This is a genomic window from Pseudoduganella sp. R-34 (assembly GCF_049904655.1).
In the GTDB taxonomy this organism is placed as follows: domain Bacteria; phylum Pseudomonadota; class Gammaproteobacteria; order Burkholderiales; family Burkholderiaceae_D; genus Rugamonas.
Map to the genome: position 1 here is coordinate 4,776,382 of NZ_CP184572.1, position 17,728 is coordinate 4,794,109.

Here is a 17,728-nt window from a genome sequence, read left to right on the forward strand (position 1 = left end):
ATGCGGCTGGCCACCGCCCTGCTGGCAGCCTGCGGGCTGCTGGCCTGCCTGCCGGCCCTGGCCCAAAGCCAGGGCCGGCTTGGCCGCGAGGTATATGAAACGGTCTGCATCGCCTGCCACGCAAGCGAGAATGTGATGGTCAGTTCGCCCAAGCTTGGCGACCGCAAGGAGTGGCAGGAGCGCATGGCGCGTGCCGGCGGCCTGGATGGCCTGGTGCGCAATGCCATGAGAGGGGTGGGCGCGATGCCGGCCCGCGGCGGCAGACAAGAACTCGATGCCGACCAGCTCAAGGCCGCGATCCGCTACATGATGCAGGCGGATTGACCCGGCTCCACTCGCACCAGCCGCCGTCGTACACGCTGATGCGCTCCCAGTCCATCAACCAGGCATAGAAGAATGCCAGCGAAGCCCGCCAGCCGGTGCCGCAGTAGAAAGCGGTGCGCTGGCCGGGCTCGATCCCCGCCTGGCGCCACAGCGCGCTGATCTCCGCCGGAGGTTTCATGGTCCCGTCAGCGTGCTGGTATTCGCTCATGCTGTGCACGTCGCCATCGTTGCCGGCGCGGCCCCAGCGTGCGCCGGGAATATCGCCGCGCGCATCGATATAGCTGTAGCCGGAGGTGGCGCCGACGTGCTCCTGCCAGGTGCGGATGCTGACCAGTGCTCCGTCCGGCTGCTGCAGCAGTTCGCGCGCCTGGGCAGTGTCAATCAGGAAGTCCGGGCGCGCGGGGAAAGTGGAACCAAAGCTTGCCGCAGCTTGCGGCAAGTGGCCGGCGCCCCGCTCCAGTGCATGGCCCGCGCGCAGCCAGCCATCGAAGCTGCCGTCGAGCAGGCGCACGTCGGTCACGCCGGCATACAGCATCAGGTGGGCAGCACGGGCAGCGGCCAGCGAGTTGCGGCCGTACAGGATGACGGTGGTGTCGTGGCGGATGCCGTTTTCCAGCAGCAGCGCCAGCAAGGCATCGTCGGAAACCTTGTTCCAGTGCGGCTGCCGTTCAAGACGGTTGGTGTCGATATAACCGGCGCCGGGAATATGGCCGGACTGGTAGGCGGCGAGGCTGTCGCAGCCTACTTCAAACAGGCGCCACGCCCCGCCCGGCGCTGCCGGCACGGGCACGCCATCGAGCAGGCGCGCCAGCCAGGCAGGCGATGGGAGCTGGTGCCAGCGCGCCAGGTCGGGACGGAAACCATGCATTTAAAACAACTCAAAATCACAATCAATCCGGCAGTTTACCAGCTTCGGCGGGCGCCTCCGGCTTTGCATCGGGCTTGGCATCAGCTTTGTTCTCCGCTGGGTGCATCACCACCTGCACGTAATTATTGAAGTCGAAATAGCGCCTGGCGGCGGCCTGCACGTCCGCCACGGTCAGGCTGGCGATCATGTCGTTCTGACGCAGCAGCAGCCTGGAATCGGTCCTGTTGACCAGCGACTGCTGGAGGTTGACGAGCCACCAGCCGTTTTCGCGCAAGGCCTTGCGGTAGTTGCTGGTCCAGTTTTCCTTGACCTTGGCCAGGTCGGCCTCCTCCGGTCCCTTCTCCTGCAGCTTGCGCGCTTCGGCAAAGGTGGCTTCGATGGCCTTGTCCGAGTTTTCCGGCGCGGTCGGCAGGCCGATATTGATGGTGTAACTGGGGTAAGGATGGCGCGCCATGCCGCCATGGATGCTTGCGGTATAGACCAGGCCGCGCTGCTCGCGCAAGGCTTCCGTCAGCTTGATCTGCATGATCTCGATGAGGGCGCGCAGGCGCATCTGCTCGACCTCGTTGAAACCGGCTTCGCCCGCAAAGATGATGCTGACCTGGCTCTTTGCTTCGCGGCCGCGGCGCACTTCCTTCTTCACCACGCCGCGCACCGGGCGTACATGGCGGTCCTTGTATTCGACAGGTATTTTCGCAGCCGGCAGGCCGCCCAGGTAGGTCGCCAGCAAGGGCTTGATCTTCGCCACGTCAAAACTGCCGACAAAGAAGAAGGTCATGCCGTAAGCACTGGACATGCGCTCCTTCTGCAGCGCCATCACGCGCTCGAGGCGAATGCCGTCCAGTTCTTCCGGACGCGGCGTCAGGCCCACGCGCGGATGGTTGCCGTACATGGTCGTGCGCATGGTATCGGTCAGCACCGCCTCGGGACGCGCCTGGGCGTTGCGCGCCTGCTCCTGCTGCTTGTCGATGAAGACATCGAACAGCGCCTGGTCGCGGCGCGGCTGCGTCATTTGCAGGTAGGCCAGCTGCAGCATGGTCTCGACGTCGCTGCTGCTGGAACCGCCGGCAAATCCTTCGGTGACGCTGCCCAAGGCAAAGGCCGAGCGCACGCTGTGGCCGGCCAGGATTTTCTGCAGGTCCAGCGGCGCATAGCCGTCGACGCCCATGCTCGCGAGGATGGCGGTGGCATAGCGCGCGTTGACGATATCGGCCTCCTCCGCCAGCGACTGCCCGCCGAAACGGGTCGACGACATCAGCACCTGGTCGTTCTTGAAATCGGTCGGCTTCAACACGGCCTTCACGCCGTTCGACAGCAGCAGCTCGGTGGTGCCCAGCAGCTTGTCCGTGGTTTCCTTGACGATGCGGCCGGCCTTGGGCGGCTGCGCCATCAGGCTGGCAGCAAGGGCCTTTTCCTCATGCGCCGACACGGTGGCCTTTTCGGCCTCCTCCACGGTGGCCAGCATCTGCGTCGCCTGCGGCACCACGGTGCCCGACTTGTCGTTGCCCATGAAGATGACCAGCTTCTTCTGCCCGACCGGAATGGCGCTGCGCACCTGGGCATTGACTTCTTCCAGCGTGATGCCAGGCAGCAGCTCCTTGTAATAGCTGTATTCGTTTTCGATGCCGGGCATCGATTCGCCATCCAGGAAATGGCGGGTGAACTCGCTCACGTAGGCCGCCGATTCCGTCTTGTCGCGTTCGTTGTACAGGTTCTCGATGAAGCGCATCATATTCTTCTTGGCGCGCTCCATTTCAGCCGCGCCAAAGCCAAGCTGGCGCGCACGCTCGCCTTCCTCGACCACGGCGCGGATGGCCGGCAATGCGCCGGCCTTGCCCACCACGGCGCTCGAAACGAAGGCCTGCCGGCCATGTACCGCCTTGGCCATGTTGCTATAGCCTTGCAGGAAAGGCGGGTTCGGTTGCTGCGACAGTTCGGCGATGCGCTGGCTCAGCATCGCTGCCGACAGCAACTCCACCATGCGGTTGCGGTACTCGCCGACAGTCTTCGATTCGGTGCGCTCGATGAAGCGATAGCGGATCGTCACCAGATTTGACGGCGCCTCGCGGTCGGTGACCACGATGGCTTCCGACTCCTTGCGTTCCGGGATCGGGGGGTAGGTGCGCGGGCGCGGGTTGGCGGGATTCACCAGCTTTGAAAAATGGCTGGCCACCAGGCGCTCGGCCTCTTGCGGATCGACGTCGCCCACCACGATCACCGCCATCAGGTCCGGGCGGTACCAGTCCTTGTAGAAGCGGCGGATCGCATCGGGCTTGAAGGACTTCAGGATTTCCGCCTTGCCGATCGGCAGCCGGCTCGCATACAGCGAGCCGTTGAAGATCTTCGGCAGCAGCACCTTGTTCATGCGGTCGGTCGCACCTTTGCCCAGCCGCAGTTCTTCCAGCACGATGCCGCGCTCGCTCTCGATATCGGCATCGTTGAAGGTCACGCCCTGGGCCCAGTCTTCCAGCACCAGCAGGCCCTTGTCCAGGTTTTCCTTCTTGTCGACCGGGATCGGCAGCATGTACACCGTTTCATCGAAGCCGGTGTAGGCATTCAGGTCGGCGCCGAATTTCACGCCCACCGACTGCAGCCACGAAATCAGCTCGTGGCGCTTGAAATGGGTCGAGCCGTTGAAGGCCATGTGCTCGGTGAAGTGGGCCAGGCCAAGCTGGTCCTCGTCTTCCAGTACCGAACCGGCCTTCACCACCAGACGCAGTTCAACGCGCTTTTCCGGGCGGCGGTTCTGCTGGACATAGTAAGTGAGGCCGTTGGCCAGCTTACCGGTCCTGATCTGGGGATCAAGCGGCAGCAGCGTTGCCGAATCGGGGGCGGCGGAAGCCACGAAGGAGCAGCACACCAAGGCTGCTGCCAGAAGCAGTTTTAGTAGTTTCATAACATAGTACGATACACCATAGCTTGTCGTTAATGCTAGTATGCCGGAATGAACGCTTACCGCCCTGCAATCGCGTGGCTGACCAGCTGGTGGCAGTTGCTGCAGTTCGCCGCACTGCTGCTGACGCGCGCCATGGCGCCATCCAGCTACCGGCGCGATAACCGGCGCATGCTGTCCGAACAGATCGTCGTTGCCACCACCGCCAACCTGGCCTGGTTTTCCGTGCTTTGCGCGCTGATCAGCCTTGTCATCATCCGTATTGTCGTGGTCACCTCGGCCAGCTACGGCCTGTCGCGCTATGCGCTGGAAATGGTGGTGCGCGTGCTGGTGCTGGAACTGGTGCCGCTGACGGCGGCGCTGTTCGTGGCCTTGCGCACCACCCTGCCCGCTGGCGTCGAATTCGCGCAGCAAAGGCTAGCCGGCCATGCGCCCGACGCGCGCGCCGCCCTGCGCACCCAGTTCTACCCGCGCGCCGCAGCGGGCGTGTTCGCCGTGTGGATGCTGGCTGCAGTCAGCTGCCTGCTTACCCTGGTGCTGGCCTACCTGGTGATGTACGGCTTCACGCCATGGGCGCTGCCGGGCTACACCCGCGTCGTGGGACAGATCTTCAATCCGGCGGTGTGCCTGATCCTGGTCCTGAAGGTAGTGTTTTTCAGCCTCGCGGTAGCGGTGATCCCGCTGGCTTCCTCCTACTTCACCGGCGCCTCCAGTCCGCTGCGGCGCATCGGCGTAGCACACGGGCTGGCCGACATGGTGCGCATGTTTTCCGTGATCCTGGTGGTGGAAGCCGCATCCCTGATGGGTAATTACTATTGACGATATGAGCGAAACGACTCCCCCCGCTACCGGTGCCGAGCCGGCGCCGATCCATAACGCCGAAGCCAAGGCAGTTGCCCTGCTGGTGCTGCTGGTCGCCCTGGTGCTTGGCGCGATCATGTACCTGATGTACGCACGCGGCGCCTTCGAGCCCACGCAACGGCTGGTGCTGACCGCCGACGACTCCGAAGGCGTGGCGGTCGGCATGGACGTAACCTTCGCCGGCTTCCCGATCGGCCGCGTGCAGCGCATCGAGCTGGCGCCGGACGGCAAGGCCCGCATCCTGGTCGACGTACCGAGCAAGGACGCGCACTGGTTGCGCACCACCAGCATCTTCACGCTGGAAAAGAGCCTGGTGGGCGGCGCCAAGCTGCGCGCCTTCACCGGCATCCCGGCCGACCCGCCCTTGCCGCCCGATGCCGAGCGCGCGCTGCTGGTGGGCGACATGGCCGCCGAAATCCCGCGCCTGCTGCAATCGGCCAAGGACTTGCTGAACAACCTGGCGGCGCTGACGGCCGAAGAATCCGCACTCGGCGCCAGCCTGCGCAATGTGCAAGGCGTGACCGAGAAATTGAATGGCCCCGGCGGCGCGCTCGGCGTGCTGGCAGGCGAAGACCAGAAAGCGCGAGAACTGCTGCGCAATGCCAATTCGCTGGTAGTGAAGGCCGACAGCCTGGTCGGCAACGCCGACAAGCGCGTGTTCGGTGAAAAAGGCCTGGCCAACGATACGCAGGCGGCGGTGCAGCAGTTGAATGCCCTGCTGGCAGACGCGCGCAACTCGCTGAAAAAGCTCGATGCGGTACTGGTGGAAGCGCAAGCTGTCGGCGCCAACACGCGCGCCGCCACCGAAGACCTGGGCGCCTTGCGCGCCGAAGTCGACGCCAACCTTCGCAAGGTAGAACAGATGATCAATGAGCTGAATCGCAAATGGCCATTCAAGCGCAGCGAACCGGAGATCAAACTTCCATGAGAATGACGACACTCACCGCGGCACTGGCCGCCGCGTTGTTGGCCGCCTGCAGCAGCGGCCCACGCGTGCCGGACTGGCAGTTGAACGCCGCCGGCGCCACCGAGCGCGCAACTTCGGCCTACATGGAAGGCAAGACAGCCGTCGCCGAGCGCGAGTTCAGCCTGGCCCGCAACCAGGTCGGCAGCACCGCCCAGCCCGCGCTGGCGATCCGGATCGAGCTGCTGCGCTGCGCGGTACAGGTAGCAGCCCTGGCATATGAAGAATGCGCCGGCTTCACGCCGCTGCAAGCCGACGCTTCCGCCGCCGACCAAGCCTACGCCCGCTACCTGGCTGGACGCGCCACCCCGTCCGATGCCGCCCTGCTGCCCGAGCCGCAACGCGCCGTAGCCGGTGCATCCAGCGACACCGCAGCCGCGATGGCCGCCGCCGCCATCAGCGACCCGCTCTCGCGCATGGTCGCCGCGGGCGCCCTGATGCGCGCCAACCGCGCCACGCCCGAACTGGTGACGACGGCCATCAACACCGCCTCAGCCCAAGGCTGGCGCCGCGCCGTCCTGGCCTGGCTGAACGTGCAATTGCAGCGCGCCGAACAAGCCGGCGACACCGCCGAAGCCGAACGCCTGCGCCGCCGCATCAAGCTCGCCACCACCCCATAACAGCCGAGTCCGTGTCACACCTTGGGGTCACACCCCAGGTGTGACACGGGCTCTAGCATGCCGCGCGGTTGAGGTCGTGTCACACTTAGGGTGTGACCCCATGGTGTGACACGGGCTCAGCCGTTGTTGGTGTTGGCGGCGGCTTCGCGCAGTTTGTCTTTTTTGCTCTTGCGCTTGCCTTTGATGCCGCCGGTGGCGTCGTTGGCGCCGGGGGGCAGCGGCTTGGCTGCCGTGGTGGGTTCGAAGCCGGCCAGGCGTTCGCGCGGGACGCGTACGTTCTGACGCTTTTCGATCAGGCGGAAATGCTGTTCGGCGTCGGGGGGAATGAAGCTGACCGCCAGGCCGGAGGCGCCGGCGCGGCCGGTGCGGCCGATGCGGTGGGTGTAGTCGGCCGGTGAGCGCGGCAAGTCGTAGTTGACCACCACCGGCAATTGCGCGATGTCGATGCCGCGCGCGGCGACGTCGGTGGCGACCAGCACTTTCAGCTTGCCTTCGCGGAAGTCGTTCAGTACCGAGGTGCGGGCGCCCTGGCTGAAGTCGCCGTGGAAGGCTTCCGCTGCCACGCCGCCGCGACGCAGCTTGTCGGCCACGTGCTCGGAGGCGTATTTGGTGGCCACGAACACCAGCACCTGCTTCCAGCCCTCGTCTTTCAGCAGGATGCGCAGCAGCGAGGTGCGCTGCGCCTGGTCCACTTCAATGGCGCGCTGGGTGATGTCGGGTGCGGACGCTGCTTCGTCCAGCGTGGCGACCCGCACCGGTTCGTGCAGCAGCTTGCCGGCCAGCGCCTGCACCGCCGGCGGGAAGGTGGCGGAAAAGAACAGGTTTTGCCTGCGCGCCGGCAGCAGCGCGAGGATGCGGGAGATTTCGTCGGCGAAGCCCATGTCCAGCAGCTTGTCCGCTTCATCCAGCACCAGCACCGAGGTGCCATCCAGCTTGAGCGCATTGTGCTCGACCAGGTCGAGCAGGCGGCCGGGGGTGGCGACCATGATGTCGGTGCCGCCGCGCAGGGCCATCATCTGCGGGTTGATCGAAACGCCGCCAAAGGCGACCGAGACCTTGACCGGCGACGGAAGGTGCGATGCCAGCCCGCGCAACGCTTCTCCAACCTGCGCCGCCAGCTCGCGCGTGGGCGCCAGCACCAGCGCATACAGCTTGCGCGGGCCGGCACCTGGACGGCCCGCCTCGAGCAAGGCATTCAGCAGCGGCAGCGCAAAGGCGGCCGTCTTGCCGGAGCCGGTTTGCGCCTGCCCCAGCACGTCAGAGCCGCGCAGGGCGGGCGGGATGGCGGCGGTCTGGATGGCGGTGGGGGTGCTGTAGCCGGTCTCGGTGATGGCGTTGAGCAGTGCGGGCGCGAGGCCCAGGCTGGAAAATGTCATGGCGTGCTTCGTTGGGATAAGCCGGCAGTATACCTTGTGCCGGGTTTCGTGCGACTATACGTTTGCTATCAATCTACCAACAATCACAACAAGAAATGATCAACTGGGATGCCCACATCTGCCTGCCGCAGCATCCGCAGGCGGATTTCTCTCCGCTCGACCAGCTCCATTCCGCTGGCGTGAACTACGTGTCGATCGCCGTGGGCGCGGACATGAATCCCGTGTCGCAGGTGATGTCGGTCATCGCCGGCTACCGCGCCACCATCGCCGCCAATCCGGGCCGCTATCGCCTAGTGTCCGGCGTGGATGAAGTGATCCAGGCTGCGGCCGACGGCGTATTGGCCATCGGCTTCGACATGGAAGGCGCCATGCCCTTGATGGAGCAGCCGGAAATGGCAGAAGTGTATGCCCGGCTGGGCGTGCGCCAGATGCTGTTCGCCTACAACCGCAACAACAACGTGGCCGATGGTTGCCACGATATGGCGCGCGGCCTGACGCGCCTGGGCCATCGGGTGCTGAAGGCGGTCAACGACGCTGGAATCATCGTCGATTGCTCCCACACTGGCCGCCTGTGCAGCCTTGAAATCATGGAAGCTTCCAGCAAACCGGTGGTGTTCAGCCACGCCAATCCGTTTGCCATGGTGCCGCACGGGCGCAATGTGACCGATGAACAGATTCAGGCCTGCGCGTCGACAGGCGGCGTGGTATGCGTGTCGGGCCTGTCGTGGTTCCTGGGCTGCGAGCAGCCGACAGCGGCGGACGTGGCGCGGCACGTGGCCTATGTCGCCGACCTGGTGGGCGTGGCCCACGCAGGTGTCGGCCTGGATATCTGCTTCAGCGAAAAAGACCTGGACGATACGCCGCCCGGCGGCTTCAATCCCGGCTGGTGGTGGCCGGAGTCGGCCGGCTATCGCGCCGGCCGTTCTCCTTCCTTCGTGCCGATCTATGCCTGGAGGTCGCTGCCGCTGGAATTGCGCAAGCTGGGCATGGCGCCCAGCGAGATCGAGCAAGTCCTTGGCCGCAATATGCTGCGTGTGGCACGGGCGACCTGGCTAAGCTGAGCGACGCAGCTTACATCCCGACGTCGCCGTAAGGCCCTGCCAGCACCACAACGTAACCTTCCGGATCGCGCAGCCACAGTTCGCGGTGCTGCGCGTTGCTGTTTTCCTTCGGCCCCTCCAGCACCGTGGCGCCGGCTGCAGTAGCGCGATCGACCGCATCGTCAAAGTCGTCAGTCCAGAACCACAGCAGCGCACCGTTGCCGTAGGGGCGCTGTTCGGGATTGCCGATGTGAGGATGATGGTGGGCATCCCAGCGGTGCAGCTGCAGCACCATGCGGCCGTCATGCAGCAATTGCTCGTACTCGTTGCCGCCGTGTCCGCTCTTCAGGCCCAGGGTTTTCTGGTACCAGCGGCTGGCCGCCTCGACGTTGCTGACAGCAATCAAAGGTTGCGCTTGCATATCTCCTCCGTTTCCAGGGTTCGCGGAAAAACCTGCTGGACCTAAGCTTACCCCGGTCCGAACCTCTGCACAGCAAAGTCGAGAAAACTTCGCAATTTTGGCATCATTCGCCGGTCGGGCGCATACAGCACGTGCAAAGCGCGAGCCACTGGTTCGTAGCCCGGCAACAGCCGCACCAGGCGGCCGGCGGCGATTTCCTCGGCCAGCAGTTCGTGGGGATGCAGGACTATTCCCTGCCCGGCCACGGCTGCGGCGCGCAGGGCTTCGCTGTTGTCGGTCGAGAACCTGCCGCGGATTGAAACCGACTCGCGTCGTTGCGGCCCGTCGAATTCCCATGCCGTGCGCAGCGTGGTGTGCGAGAACACCAGGCACTCGTGTGCTTGCAGGTCCTGGGGCGTTTTCGGCTTGCCGGCCGTTTTGAGGTAAGCCGGCGCCGCGCACAGGACCATGCGGTACGGTGCCAGCCGCCGTGCCTGCAAGCCGCTATCGGGCAGTTCGCCCGTGCGGAACACGGCATCGTATCCCTCCTCGATGAGGTCTACCGTCCGGTTGCTCAGGCTGAGATCCAGCGTGACTTCTGGGTTCTGTTTCAGGTACTCGGGAATGGCCCCGGCGAGCGCCCGGCTGCCGAAGGTGATCGGTGCGCTGATGCGCAGCCGCCCCCTTGGCACGGCGCGGGTTTCCGCCAGCAGCGCTTCGGCCGCCTCCATCTCGGCCAGAATGCCCTTGGCCCTCTCGTAAAAGATGCGGCCGCCGTCCGTCAGGCTTTGCCGGCGCGTGGTGCGGTTCAGCAGCTTGATGCCAAGGCCCTGCTCCAGCGCCCGCATCTGCTTGCCCGCCAACTGCGACGAGATGTTGAGCTCTTCCGCTGCTGCGGAGAGCGAACCAAGCTCCACCGCTTTCACGAATATCTGCATGCATGTCAGCTGCCGCAACCGGCGGCGCCGCTCCGGCCAAGCCTACCGTGGTCCTGGTCCATGGCGCCTTTGTCGACGGCTCGGTATGGAACAAGGTCATTCCACAGTTGGAGGCAAAAGGCTTGAAAGTAGTGGCGGTCCAGAATCCATTGACTTCGCTGGCCGACGACGTCGCCGCGACCAGGCGCGTGCTGGACATGCAGGCCGGCCCGGTCGTCCTGGTGGGGAATTCCTGGGGTGGCGTCGTCATCACCGAAGCTGGCCGGCATGGGCGCGTCAAATCGCTGGTCTACATCGCGGCTTTCGCTCCCGCCGAAGGACAGTCGATCGTGACCGCGTCCAAGGGCTACCCGACACCTTCGTGCTTCAGCCACTTGGTGGCCGACAAGGAAGGCTTCCTGACCCTCACGCTTGAAGGGGTGCAGAAACACCTCGGGCAATATGTCCCGGCCGCGGAAGCAAAGCTGTTGGCGGCTACCCAGGTTCCGATCCGCGGCCTCAATTTCGAAGAAAAGGTCGGCGTCCCGGCCTGGAAGAGCAAGCCGTCGTGGTACTTCGTGAGCGAGCAGGACAACATGCTGGCGCCGGCCCTGCAAAAAGACATGGCGAAGAATATCTCGGCACAGGTGGTCAGCCTGCCTGCCGACCACTCACCTCACGTTTCGCGCTCCGGCGACGTCGCCAAGCTGATCCTCGCGGCGGCCGCCGCCACGTCGGAATAAGGGCGGAACGGCATACCACTGCGCCACGCCGAAGGCGAATTCGGGGACGATGAACAGCCAGACCAGCGGCATGCCGCCACCGGCCAGTGTCCAGGCAAACCAGGTGCTGAACATGAGGCGTGCCGTGCCGTCGTAGGTGGCGAACTGCGGCTGCGGGTCGCGCAGCCGCAGCCAGGACCACACCAGCACGATGCTGCCGAGCAGGCAGGCGAACAGGATGTGGATGGTGCCGAAGGCTGGCAACGGCGGCCCGCCCAGCGCCTCGTTTAACGCGGAAAGGTGGCCGTGGGCGATGGCGAAGGTCCATGGGGTGGCGAAAGGTGCCGTCACCAGCAGGTCGTAGGTGGCGCTGGCGCGCACCAGTTTGCGGATATTTGAAGTATTCATGCTGCGCAGCTTAAACCTTGGAGTACACTCCATGGTCAAGCACTTTTTTTGGAGACGGCGAAATGCAGATCGGCGAACTGGCAGAAGCGACGGGCCTCAGCCGCGATACCCTGCGCTACTACGAGAAGCGCGGCTTGCTGGTGGCGCGCCGCAGCACAAATGGCTACCGCGACTATCCCACGGAAGCGGTGGACTGGCTGCGCTATATCCGCATCGCGCAGGCGCTGGGCTTCACCCTGCAGGAAATCGAGGCGGATCTGCCGCTGCTGGCGGCGCCTGTCGAACAAAGCGCGGCGGTCCTGCGCACAGCCCTGCAAGCCAAGCTGGCCGAGATCGACCGTCGCATCGACGGCCTGCAGTCGTTGCGCGGCGAGCTGCTGCACCGCCTCAGCGAGCGGATGGAAGATTGCCCGCTGCGCCCTGTTGCGGCTGCGGCTTAGGCGCTGATTAGTTAGACTGGCGTATGGTCAACGCCACCTTCCGCTTCTACGAAGAACTAAACGACTTCCTGCCGCGCGAGCGGCGCAAGGTTGAGTTCACCGTACCGTGCGCACGCGCGGCCACCACCAAGCACATGATCGAGGCGCTTGGCGTGCCGCATACCGAGGTTGAGCTGATCCTGGTCAACGGCGAATCGTCCGGCTTCGAGCGCCTGCTCTGCGATGGGGACCGGGTGGCGGTCTACCCCAAGTTCGAGGCGTTCGATGTGCGGCCGCTGCTGCGCGTGCGCGCCGCGCCGTTGCGTGTGGTGCGCTTCGTGGCCGACGCCCACCTTGGCGGCCTGGCGCGCCTGCTGCGCATGGCGGGCTTCGATACGCTGTACGACAACCGGATCGACGATCCGACCGTGGCATCGCTGTCGGAGGAGGAAGGCCGCGTCGCCCTCACCCGCGACCGCGAATTGCTGAAGCGGCGCGGGATTACGCACGGCTGCTATGTGCGGGCCCTGAAGCCTGCCGAGCAGTTTGCGGAGCTCTTCCAGCGCCTGGACCTGGCGGCCAGCGCGCGGCCGTTCACGTTGTGCCTGGCCTGCAATGCGCCGCTGCGGCCGGTGCCGAAGGCCGAGGTGGCGGAACAGCTTCCGCCTTCGGTGCGCGCATCGCAAGAGGAATTCCTGACCTGCGACGTCTGCCGGGGTGTGTTCTGGCGCGGCTCGCACTGGCGCCGCATGAAGGCGTTGCTGGAGAGCCAGGGCGTGGCTACCGGCTAGCGCTGCCTGCCTGCGCGCAATCGGGTTCGATGGCTTCGACCGGCGTTAGCACGATCCGCTGGCCGCCAGCCTCGAGATCGCGCAAGCGTGGCGCTGCCAGCGAGAATTCGCCGGCCCTCAGGCGCTCCTGCAAGCCGGCGCATCCGGCGAGCGACTTGGGTGGCCGGCCGATGACCTGCCACCGTCCCTCCCGCTCGGCCAGGAGTGCCGCGCCATCGGCACGGTTTTCTCCGACCAGCAATACGTCCTGCCGGCCGTCGCCGTCGGCATCCAGCAAGACCGCGTCGCACCGGCTGCCGGCGCGGCGCAGGCAGCCCGGCGCCCACGCCGGATAGCGGATAGCGGCCCAGTCCTGCGCGAGGAAGCCAGGCGGCATCTGCACGCCTTGCGGCCACACGCTCAGGTTGGCGGCATAATCGGCCGGCCCGGCAGTGCCGGTTTCCCCGCGATCCTCGTAGCGCTGGCTCAATACGCTTGCCGCGCGGCTGCGAACGGCTGCAGCCTGCGGACCGGCGCCGTGGGCGGCGAGCGTCTGCAAGGCTTCCATGCCATAGCGCGCGCCGCGGAAGCGCAGGAACCCATAGTCAAACTTGTCCGTCGCCGTTACGCCACTGGCCAGCCGGGCCACCTGGCTGGCAACCGATATGCGCGCCGGATCGGCAAGCGGCGTGAAGAGCGACAGCGCAACCGCCAGCGAGAGCATGGCAGCCGCAAGGTTCACCTGGCGCAATCCATCCAGCCACGGACCGCCCCGGCGCACGGCCGCGTACACGTAGCCTGCGGCATAGAACACTGCCACCAGCAGGCAGGCGGCGGCGATCACGCGATCCGGCGTCCAGCCGTAATCGGCCACGCGCAGGCCGAGCGCATACACGCCCAGCATGGCCAGCGGCGGCAACAGGAAGCAGGCCAGCCGCGCCGAAAATCGGACGCTGCCCGCCAGCCCTGCGGCCGCGTCGCCCGCCTGGAAAGCGGCATTGACCAGCACCACCAGTACTGCGCTGCTAGCCAGCAGCACGGCGGTGGCGTGGCGCGTCTGCCACAGCACCTCCAGGCCGGTGAACGGCAATGCAGCCAGAAAGCCGCCGACCAGCAGCACCGCGATCGGCAGGATCCAGGCTTTCAGCACCAGTAGCAGGCTGCGGATGCCGCGCACGATCGCGGGGCGCACGTCGGTAGTGTGCATGGCGCTGGAAAAGGCGACGCATACCAGCGGCACCGAGAACCAGGACTTCATCAGCAGCTTCTCGAGGAAATTCAGCTTCAGGAGGCCGAACAACGCGGCGCCCATCCACATCACCAGCCAGATCCCAACCACGAACAGGGCGGAAAACAACAGTTGGATCGCCAGTTTCCAGGCACTTTCGAAGCAAGTGGCGTAATGGGCGACCCAACGCCTGTCGTGCGCCCCTGCCATGACCAGGCTATGGGCGACAAAGAAGAAGCCTAAGCAAAACGGGAACACGAGGAAGCTTGGCCGCAGCAACGGCGCATGGTCGAAGGCATTGCGCCACGCATCATGCATGCCAACCACCGCCAGCACGGCGGCGGCGGCTCCCAGCCACAAAGCCAGCGGACGCCGCTCGAGATGGCCCAGGCTGGAAATCAGCAGGACGGGCAGGACGATGGCGGCCAGCACCAGCGGCAGGTACAGCATCGGCTGGCTGGCCGGCCAGTTGCCGGACTGCTGTGCATGATACAAGAAATACAACACTGTGCCCTGCACCAGGCCGGCAATTAGGCGCAACTGCCCCACCCGCCGCGTGACGGCAGCGTCGCGCACCGGTTCCTGCGGCAGCACATCGGGTTCGGAGGTTGCGGCGTCCATGAAACGATCATATCCCCATGTCAATTTTGCAGCAACGCCACTGTTGCGCAGTGCGGCTATAATCAATGGTTCAACCAGCCGTATGCGCCATGAATCCACATCTCGACAAGCTGCAGTCCTACCCGTTTGAAAAACTGCGCCAGCTCTTTGCCGGCAGCACGCCCAATCCCGCTTTCAAGCCTATCAGCCTGGGCATGGGCGAGCCGAAGCACCCTACCCCGGCCTTCATCCGCCAGGCCCTGGTCGATAACCTGGACGGGCTGGCCAACTATCCGCTGACCGCCGGCAGCGAGGCCCTGCGCAACGCCATCGCGTCCTGGTTGGAGCGCCGCTACGACCTGCCGACGCTGGACCGCGCCACCCAGGTGCTGCCGGTAAACGGCTCGCGCGAGGCCCTGTTCTCGTTTGCGCAGACCGTGATCGCGCCCGATACGGGCGCGCTGGTGATGTGCCCCAACCCGTTCTACCAGATTTATGAAGGCGCGGCATTCCTGGCCGGCGCCGAGCCGTACTTCGTCAATTCCGATCCGGCCCGCAATTTCGCGCCGGACTACGACAGCGTGCCGGAAGAAGTCTGGCAGCGCGTGCGCCTGCTGTTCATCTGCTCGCCGGGCAATCCGACCGGCGCCGTGCTGACCCTGACCGACTGGGAGCACCTGTTCGCACTGTCGGAACGTTATAACTTTATCATCGCCGCCGACGAGTGCTACTCGGAGATCTACCATGGCGACGAGCCGCCGCTGGGCGCCATGCAGGCGGCCAATATCCTGGGCCTGATCCGGGAAGGCGAGCCGTATGCCCGCCTGGTGGTGTTTTCCAGCCTGTCCAAGCGCTCCAACGTGCCGGGCATGCGCTCCGGCTTCGTGGCCGGCGACGCGCAAGTGCTGAAGAAATTCCTGCTGTACCGCACCTACCACGGCAGCGCCATGGGCCCGCATGTGCAGGCCGCCTCTGTCGCCGCCTGGAACGACGAAACCCATGTCGAGGAAAACCGCGCGCAATACCGCGCCAAGTTCGCCGCCATCACGCCCCTTATCCAGGAGGTGCTGGACGTGCAAATGCCGGACGCCAGCTTCTATTTGTGGGCCGATGTGACCCGCACCGGCCTGTCCGACACCGAATTCGCCCGCCGCCTGCACGCCGAGTACAATGTCACCGTGCTGCCGGGTAGCTACCTGGCGCGCGACGCCCACGGCGTCAACCCGGGCCGCAACCGCATCCGCATGGCGCTGGTTGCCGAAACCGAGGAAGGCCTGGAAGCGGCGCGCCGTATCGTTCAATTCTGTAACCAACTAGCTAAATCATGAGCATCCAGCAAATCATTGAAACCGCGTGGGACAACCGCGCCGAGATCAACCCGTCCAACGCCACCGCGGAAGTGCGCGATGCCGTCAACCACGTGCTGGCTGGCCTGGACAACGGCTCGCTGCGCGTAGCCCATAAAGAAAATGGCGCATGGGTGGTCAACCAGTGGATCAAGAAGGCCGTGCTGCTGTCCTTCCGCCTGGAGAACAACGTGGTCATGCCTTCCGACGGCACCATGCAGTTCTACGACAAGGTTCCGACCAAGTTCGCCAACTACTCGGCCGAAGATTTCGCCAAGGGCGGCTTCCGCGTGGTGCCGCCAGCCGTGGCGCGCCGCGGCTCCTTCATCGGCAAGAACGTGGTGCTGATGCCTTCCTATGTGAATATCGGCGCCTACGTTGACGAAGGCGCGATGGTCGACACCTGGGCCACCGTGGGTTCCTGCGCACAGATCGGCAAGAACGTGCACCTGTCGGGCGGCGTGGGCATCGGCGGCGTGCTCGAGCCAATGCAGGCCAATCCGACCATTATCGAGGACAACTGCTTCATCGGCGCGCGTTCCGAGATCGTGGAAGGCGTGATCGTGGAAGAAAACTCGGTGATTTCGATGGGCGTGTACATCGGCCAGTCGACCAAGATTTACGACCGCACCACTGGCGAGGTATTCTACGGCCGTGTGCCGGCCGGCTCCGTCGTGGTTTCGGGCTCGCTGCCATCGGCTGATGGCAAGTACAGCCTGTACTGCGCCGTGATCGTCAAGCGCGTCGACGCACAAACCCGCGCCAAAACAGGCATTAACGAATTGCTGCGCGGCGTATAACCGTAACAAGGAGATACCCAAAAAATGGCTATGGACCGCCTGTTCCAGCTAATGAAGGAAAAAAACGCCTCGGACATGTTTTTTGCCGTAGGCTCGCCGGTGCATCTGAAGATCAACGGCCTTCTGATCCCGATCAACCAGCAAAAGCTCGAACCCGAGAACCTGGAAGCCCTGTTGGCTGAGGTCTGCTCGCCCGAGCAGCTGGAAGAACTGGATACGACCAACGAGCTGAACATGGGTATCTCCGTGCCCAACCTGGGCCGCTTCCGCCTGTCCGCTTTCCGCCAGCGTGGCAGCATTTCCGCTGTCTTCCGTTTCGTCCCGGCCAGCATTCCGCCGCTGGGCGAACTGGGCCTGCCGCCGGTGCTGGCCGACCTGATCATGGAAAAACGCGGCCTGGTGCTGCTGGTCGGCGCGACCGGCTCCGGCAAGTCGACCACCATCGCCTCCATGCTGGACCACCGCAATGAACTGCGCTCGGGCCACATCCTGACGCTGGAAGACCCGATCGAATACCTGTTCCGCAACAAGAAGTCGATCGTCAACCAGCGCGAGATCGGCAGCGATGCCAAGGACTTCTACACCGCCCTGCGCAACTCGATGCGCCAGGCGCCGGACTGCATCCTGATCGGCGAGATCCGCGACCGCGAAACCATGGCATCGGCCATGGCTTACGCGCAGTCGGGCCACCTGGTGCTGGCGACCCTGCACGCCAACAACTCGTACAACGCGCTGAACCGGATCATTTCCTTCTACCCGATCGAGAACCGCCCTGCACTGCTGCAGGACCTGTCCTCGACCGTCAAGGCGATCGTGTCGCAGCGCCTGATCCGTTCGGCCGGCGGCGGCACCCGCACGCCAGCGGTCGAGATCATGGTCAACACCCGCTACATCTCGGACCTGATCGAAAAAGGCGAGATCGGCCAGATCAAGGAAGCGCTGGAAAAATCCCTGTCGCCGGGCTCGCAGTCGTTCGAGCAAGCGCTGTACAGGCTGGTCATGGACGGCTCCATCACCAAGGATGAAGCCTTGGCCAACGCCGACTCGGCCACCAACCTGCTGTGGCTGCTGAACCACGGCATGGAAACGCCGCCAGCCGTCGAGGAAGAAGAACTGAAATCTCCGACCGATGCCTCCTTCACCGAGTTCACCCTGAACTCCTGACCTGGCGC

Annotated in this window: 18 protein-coding genes; 11 read left to right on the top strand and 7 right to left on the bottom strand. The window is 64.9% G+C overall.

Annotated elements, in window-relative coordinates:
* Positions 1 to 324 (top strand): c-type cytochrome, encoded by a 324-nt coding sequence (locus tag ACN9MW_RS21790; RefSeq protein ID WP_426162621.1) that lies wholly within the window; start codon positions 1 to 3, stop codon positions 322 to 324.
* On the opposite strand, the gene ACN9MW_RS21795 is transcribed toward ACN9MW_RS21790, so the two are convergent.
* Together ACN9MW_RS21795 and ACN9MW_RS21800 are read right to left on the bottom strand one after the other, a co-directional pair.
* Positions 287 to 1,192 carry a sulfurtransferase gene (locus tag ACN9MW_RS21795; protein ID WP_426162622.1) on the bottom strand — a complete coding sequence of 302 codons (906 nt, stop codon included), beginning with the start codon at positions 1,190 to 1,192 and terminating at the stop codon, positions 287 to 289. The two genes, ACN9MW_RS21790 and ACN9MW_RS21795, sit on opposite strands and share 38 nt — an antisense overlap.
* 22 nt (positions 1,193 to 1,214) lie before the next feature.
* A complete protein-coding gene (locus tag ACN9MW_RS21800; RefSeq protein ID WP_426162623.1) occupies positions 1,215 to 4,088 on the bottom strand; it encodes a M16 family metallopeptidase in 2,874 nt (957 codons plus the stop codon).
* 48 nt (positions 4,089 to 4,136) lie between these two features.
* On the opposite strand from ACN9MW_RS21800, the gene ACN9MW_RS21805 reads away from it, so the two are divergent.
* From ACN9MW_RS21805 to ACN9MW_RS21815, 3 genes are read left to right on the top strand one after another with little or no spacing between them, the layout of a single operon-like run.
* Positions 4,137 to 4,904 carry an ABC transporter permease gene (locus ACN9MW_RS21805; RefSeq protein WP_426162624.1) on the top strand — a complete coding sequence of 256 codons (768 nt, stop codon included), beginning with the start codon at positions 4,137 to 4,139 and terminating at the stop codon, positions 4,902 to 4,904.
* A gap of 4 nt (positions 4,905 to 4,908) precedes the next feature.
* Positions 4,909 to 5,874: an MlaD family protein gene (locus ACN9MW_RS21810; protein WP_426162626.1), complete on the top strand. Its 966-nt coding sequence runs from the start codon at positions 4,909 to 4,911 to the stop codon at positions 5,872 to 5,874.
* A gap of 2 nt (positions 5,875 to 5,876) precedes the next feature.
* Positions 5,877 to 6,530, top strand: coding sequence for a hypothetical protein (locus ACN9MW_RS21815; protein WP_426162627.1), 654 nt, complete (start codon positions 5,877 to 5,879; stop codon positions 6,528 to 6,530).
* 116 nt (positions 6,531 to 6,646) lie between these two features.
* Here ACN9MW_RS21815 and ACN9MW_RS21820 read toward each other — a convergent pair whose 3' ends face one another.
* A complete protein-coding gene (locus ACN9MW_RS21820; RefSeq protein WP_426162629.1) occupies positions 6,647 to 7,906 on the bottom strand; it encodes a DEAD/DEAH box helicase in 1,260 nt (419 codons plus the stop codon).
* A gap of 95 nt (positions 7,907 to 8,001) precedes the next feature.
* Here ACN9MW_RS21820 and ACN9MW_RS21825 point away from each other — a divergent pair, with 95 nt between their 5' ends.
* Positions 8,002 to 8,967, top strand: a complete 966-nt coding sequence (locus ACN9MW_RS21825) for a dipeptidase (protein WP_426162630.1) — start codon at positions 8,002 to 8,004, stop codon at positions 8,965 to 8,967.
* A gap of 10 nt (positions 8,968 to 8,977) precedes the next feature.
* Here the strand turns inward: ACN9MW_RS21825 and ACN9MW_RS21830 are convergent, their stop codons facing one another.
* Both ACN9MW_RS21830 and ACN9MW_RS21835 read right to left on the bottom strand, forming a co-directional pair.
* On the bottom strand, positions 8,978 to 9,367 hold the full coding sequence (locus ACN9MW_RS21830; protein WP_057259270.1) for a VOC family protein: 390 nt from the start codon (positions 9,365 to 9,367) through the stop codon (positions 8,978 to 8,980).
* 47 nt (positions 9,368 to 9,414) lie between these two features.
* The gene (locus ACN9MW_RS21835; protein ID WP_426162631.1) at positions 9,415 to 10,284 is read right to left on the bottom strand and encodes a LysR family transcriptional regulator; all 870 of its coding nucleotides are present in this window, start codon (positions 10,282 to 10,284) and stop codon (positions 9,415 to 9,417) included.
* 2 nt (positions 10,285 to 10,286) lie between these two features.
* On the opposite strand from ACN9MW_RS21835, the gene ACN9MW_RS21840 reads away from it, so the two are divergent.
* On the top strand, positions 10,287 to 11,006 hold the full coding sequence (locus tag ACN9MW_RS21840; protein WP_426162633.1) for an alpha/beta fold hydrolase: 720 nt from the start codon (positions 10,287 to 10,289) through the stop codon (positions 11,004 to 11,006).
* Here the strand turns inward: ACN9MW_RS21840 and ACN9MW_RS21845 are convergent.
* Positions 10,935 to 11,393, bottom strand: a complete 459-nt coding sequence (locus tag ACN9MW_RS21845) for a hypothetical protein (RefSeq protein WP_426162634.1) — start codon at positions 11,391 to 11,393, stop codon at positions 10,935 to 10,937. The two genes, ACN9MW_RS21840 and ACN9MW_RS21845, sit on opposite strands and share 72 nt — an antisense overlap.
* 62 nt (positions 11,394 to 11,455) lie before the next feature.
* Between ACN9MW_RS21845 and ACN9MW_RS21850 the strand changes: the two genes are divergently transcribed.
* Both ACN9MW_RS21850 and ACN9MW_RS21855 read left to right on the top strand, forming a co-directional pair.
* The gene (locus ACN9MW_RS21850; RefSeq protein ID WP_426162635.1) at positions 11,456 to 11,833 is read left to right on the top strand and encodes a MerR family transcriptional regulator; all 378 of its coding nucleotides are present in this window, start codon (positions 11,456 to 11,458) and stop codon (positions 11,831 to 11,833) included.
* A gap of 23 nt (positions 11,834 to 11,856) precedes the next feature.
* Complete coding sequence (locus tag ACN9MW_RS21855) at positions 11,857 to 12,603, top strand: Mut7-C RNAse domain-containing protein (RefSeq protein WP_426162636.1); 747 nt, start codon at positions 11,857 to 11,859, stop codon at positions 12,601 to 12,603.
* Here ACN9MW_RS21855 and ACN9MW_RS21860 read toward each other — a convergent pair.
* Positions 12,593 to 14,431 (bottom strand): DUF4153 domain-containing protein, encoded by a 1,839-nt coding sequence (locus ACN9MW_RS21860; RefSeq protein WP_426162638.1) that lies wholly within the window; start codon positions 14,429 to 14,431, stop codon positions 12,593 to 12,595. The two genes, ACN9MW_RS21855 and ACN9MW_RS21860, sit on opposite strands and share 11 nt — an antisense overlap.
* Positions 14,432 to 14,520: 89 nt before the next feature.
* Between ACN9MW_RS21860 and dapC the strand changes: the two genes are divergently transcribed.
* The 3 genes from dapC to ACN9MW_RS21875 are packed head-to-tail and all read left to right on the top strand — an operon-like array spanning position 14,521 to position 17,720.
* Positions 14,521 to 15,738, top strand: coding sequence for a succinyldiaminopimelate transaminase (gene dapC / locus ACN9MW_RS21865; protein ID WP_426162640.1), 1,218 nt, complete (start codon positions 14,521 to 14,523; stop codon positions 15,736 to 15,738).
* Entirely contained in the window at positions 15,735 to 16,556 is an 822-nt protein-coding gene (gene dapD, locus ACN9MW_RS21870) for a 2,3,4,5-tetrahydropyridine-2,6-dicarboxylate N-succinyltransferase (protein ID WP_426162641.1), read from the top strand. Before dapC ends, dapD begins: the two co-directional genes overlap by 4 nt.
* Positions 16,557 to 16,580: 24 nt before the next feature.
* Entirely contained in the window at positions 16,581 to 17,720 is a 1,140-nt protein-coding gene (locus tag ACN9MW_RS21875; protein WP_426162642.1) for a PilT/PilU family type 4a pilus ATPase, read from the top strand.
* The last annotated feature ends 8 nt before the right edge of the window (positions 17,721 to 17,728 follow it).

Bases quoted from the DNA above. Each gene is read 5' to 3' on its own strand.
- ACN9MW_RS21790 (WP_426162621.1), top strand. From the start codon at position 1: ATGCGGCTGGCCACCGCCCTGCTGGCAGCCTGCGGGCTGCTGGCCTGC.
- ACN9MW_RS21795 (WP_426162622.1), bottom strand. From the start codon at position 1,192: ATGCATGGTTTCCGTCCCGACCTGGCGCGCTGGCACCAGCTCCCATCG.
- ACN9MW_RS21800 (WP_426162623.1), bottom strand. From the start codon at position 4,088: ATGAAACTACTAAAACTGCTTCTGGCAGCAGCCTTGGTGTGCTGCTCC.
- ACN9MW_RS21805 (WP_426162624.1), top strand. From the start codon at position 4,137: ATGAACGCTTACCGCCCTGCAATCGCGTGGCTGACCAGCTGGTGGCAG.
- ACN9MW_RS21810 (WP_426162626.1), top strand. From the start codon at position 4,909: ATGAGCGAAACGACTCCCCCCGCTACCGGTGCCGAGCCGGCGCCGATC.
- ACN9MW_RS21815 (WP_426162627.1), top strand. From the start codon at position 5,877: ATGACGACACTCACCGCGGCACTGGCCGCCGCGTTGTTGGCCGCCTGC.
- ACN9MW_RS21820 (WP_426162629.1), bottom strand. From the start codon at position 7,906: ATGACATTTTCCAGCCTGGGCCTCGCGCCCGCACTGCTCAACGCCATC.
- ACN9MW_RS21825 (WP_426162630.1), top strand. From the start codon at position 8,002: ATGATCAACTGGGATGCCCACATCTGCCTGCCGCAGCATCCGCAGGCG.
- ACN9MW_RS21830 (WP_057259270.1), bottom strand. From the start codon at position 9,367: ATGCAAGCGCAACCTTTGATTGCTGTCAGCAACGTCGAGGCGGCCAGC.
- ACN9MW_RS21835 (WP_426162631.1), bottom strand. From the start codon at position 10,284: ATGCAGATATTCGTGAAAGCGGTGGAGCTTGGTTCGCTCTCCGCAGCA.
- ACN9MW_RS21840 (WP_426162633.1), top strand. From the start codon at position 10,287: ATGTCAGCTGCCGCAACCGGCGGCGCCGCTCCGGCCAAGCCTACCGTG.
- ACN9MW_RS21845 (WP_426162634.1), bottom strand. From the start codon at position 11,393: ATGAATACTTCAAATATCCGCAAACTGGTGCGCGCCAGCGCCACCTAC.
- ACN9MW_RS21850 (WP_426162635.1), top strand. From the start codon at position 11,456: ATGCAGATCGGCGAACTGGCAGAAGCGACGGGCCTCAGCCGCGATACC.
- ACN9MW_RS21855 (WP_426162636.1), top strand. From the start codon at position 11,857: ATGGTCAACGCCACCTTCCGCTTCTACGAAGAACTAAACGACTTCCTG.
- ACN9MW_RS21860 (WP_426162638.1), bottom strand. From the start codon at position 14,431: ATGGACGCCGCAACCTCCGAACCCGATGTGCTGCCGCAGGAACCGGTG.
- dapC (WP_426162640.1), top strand. From the start codon at position 14,521: ATGAATCCACATCTCGACAAGCTGCAGTCCTACCCGTTTGAAAAACTG.
- dapD (WP_426162641.1), top strand. From the start codon at position 15,735: ATGAGCATCCAGCAAATCATTGAAACCGCGTGGGACAACCGCGCCGAG.
- ACN9MW_RS21875 (WP_426162642.1), top strand. From the start codon at position 16,581: ATGGCTATGGACCGCCTGTTCCAGCTAATGAAGGAAAAAAACGCCTCG.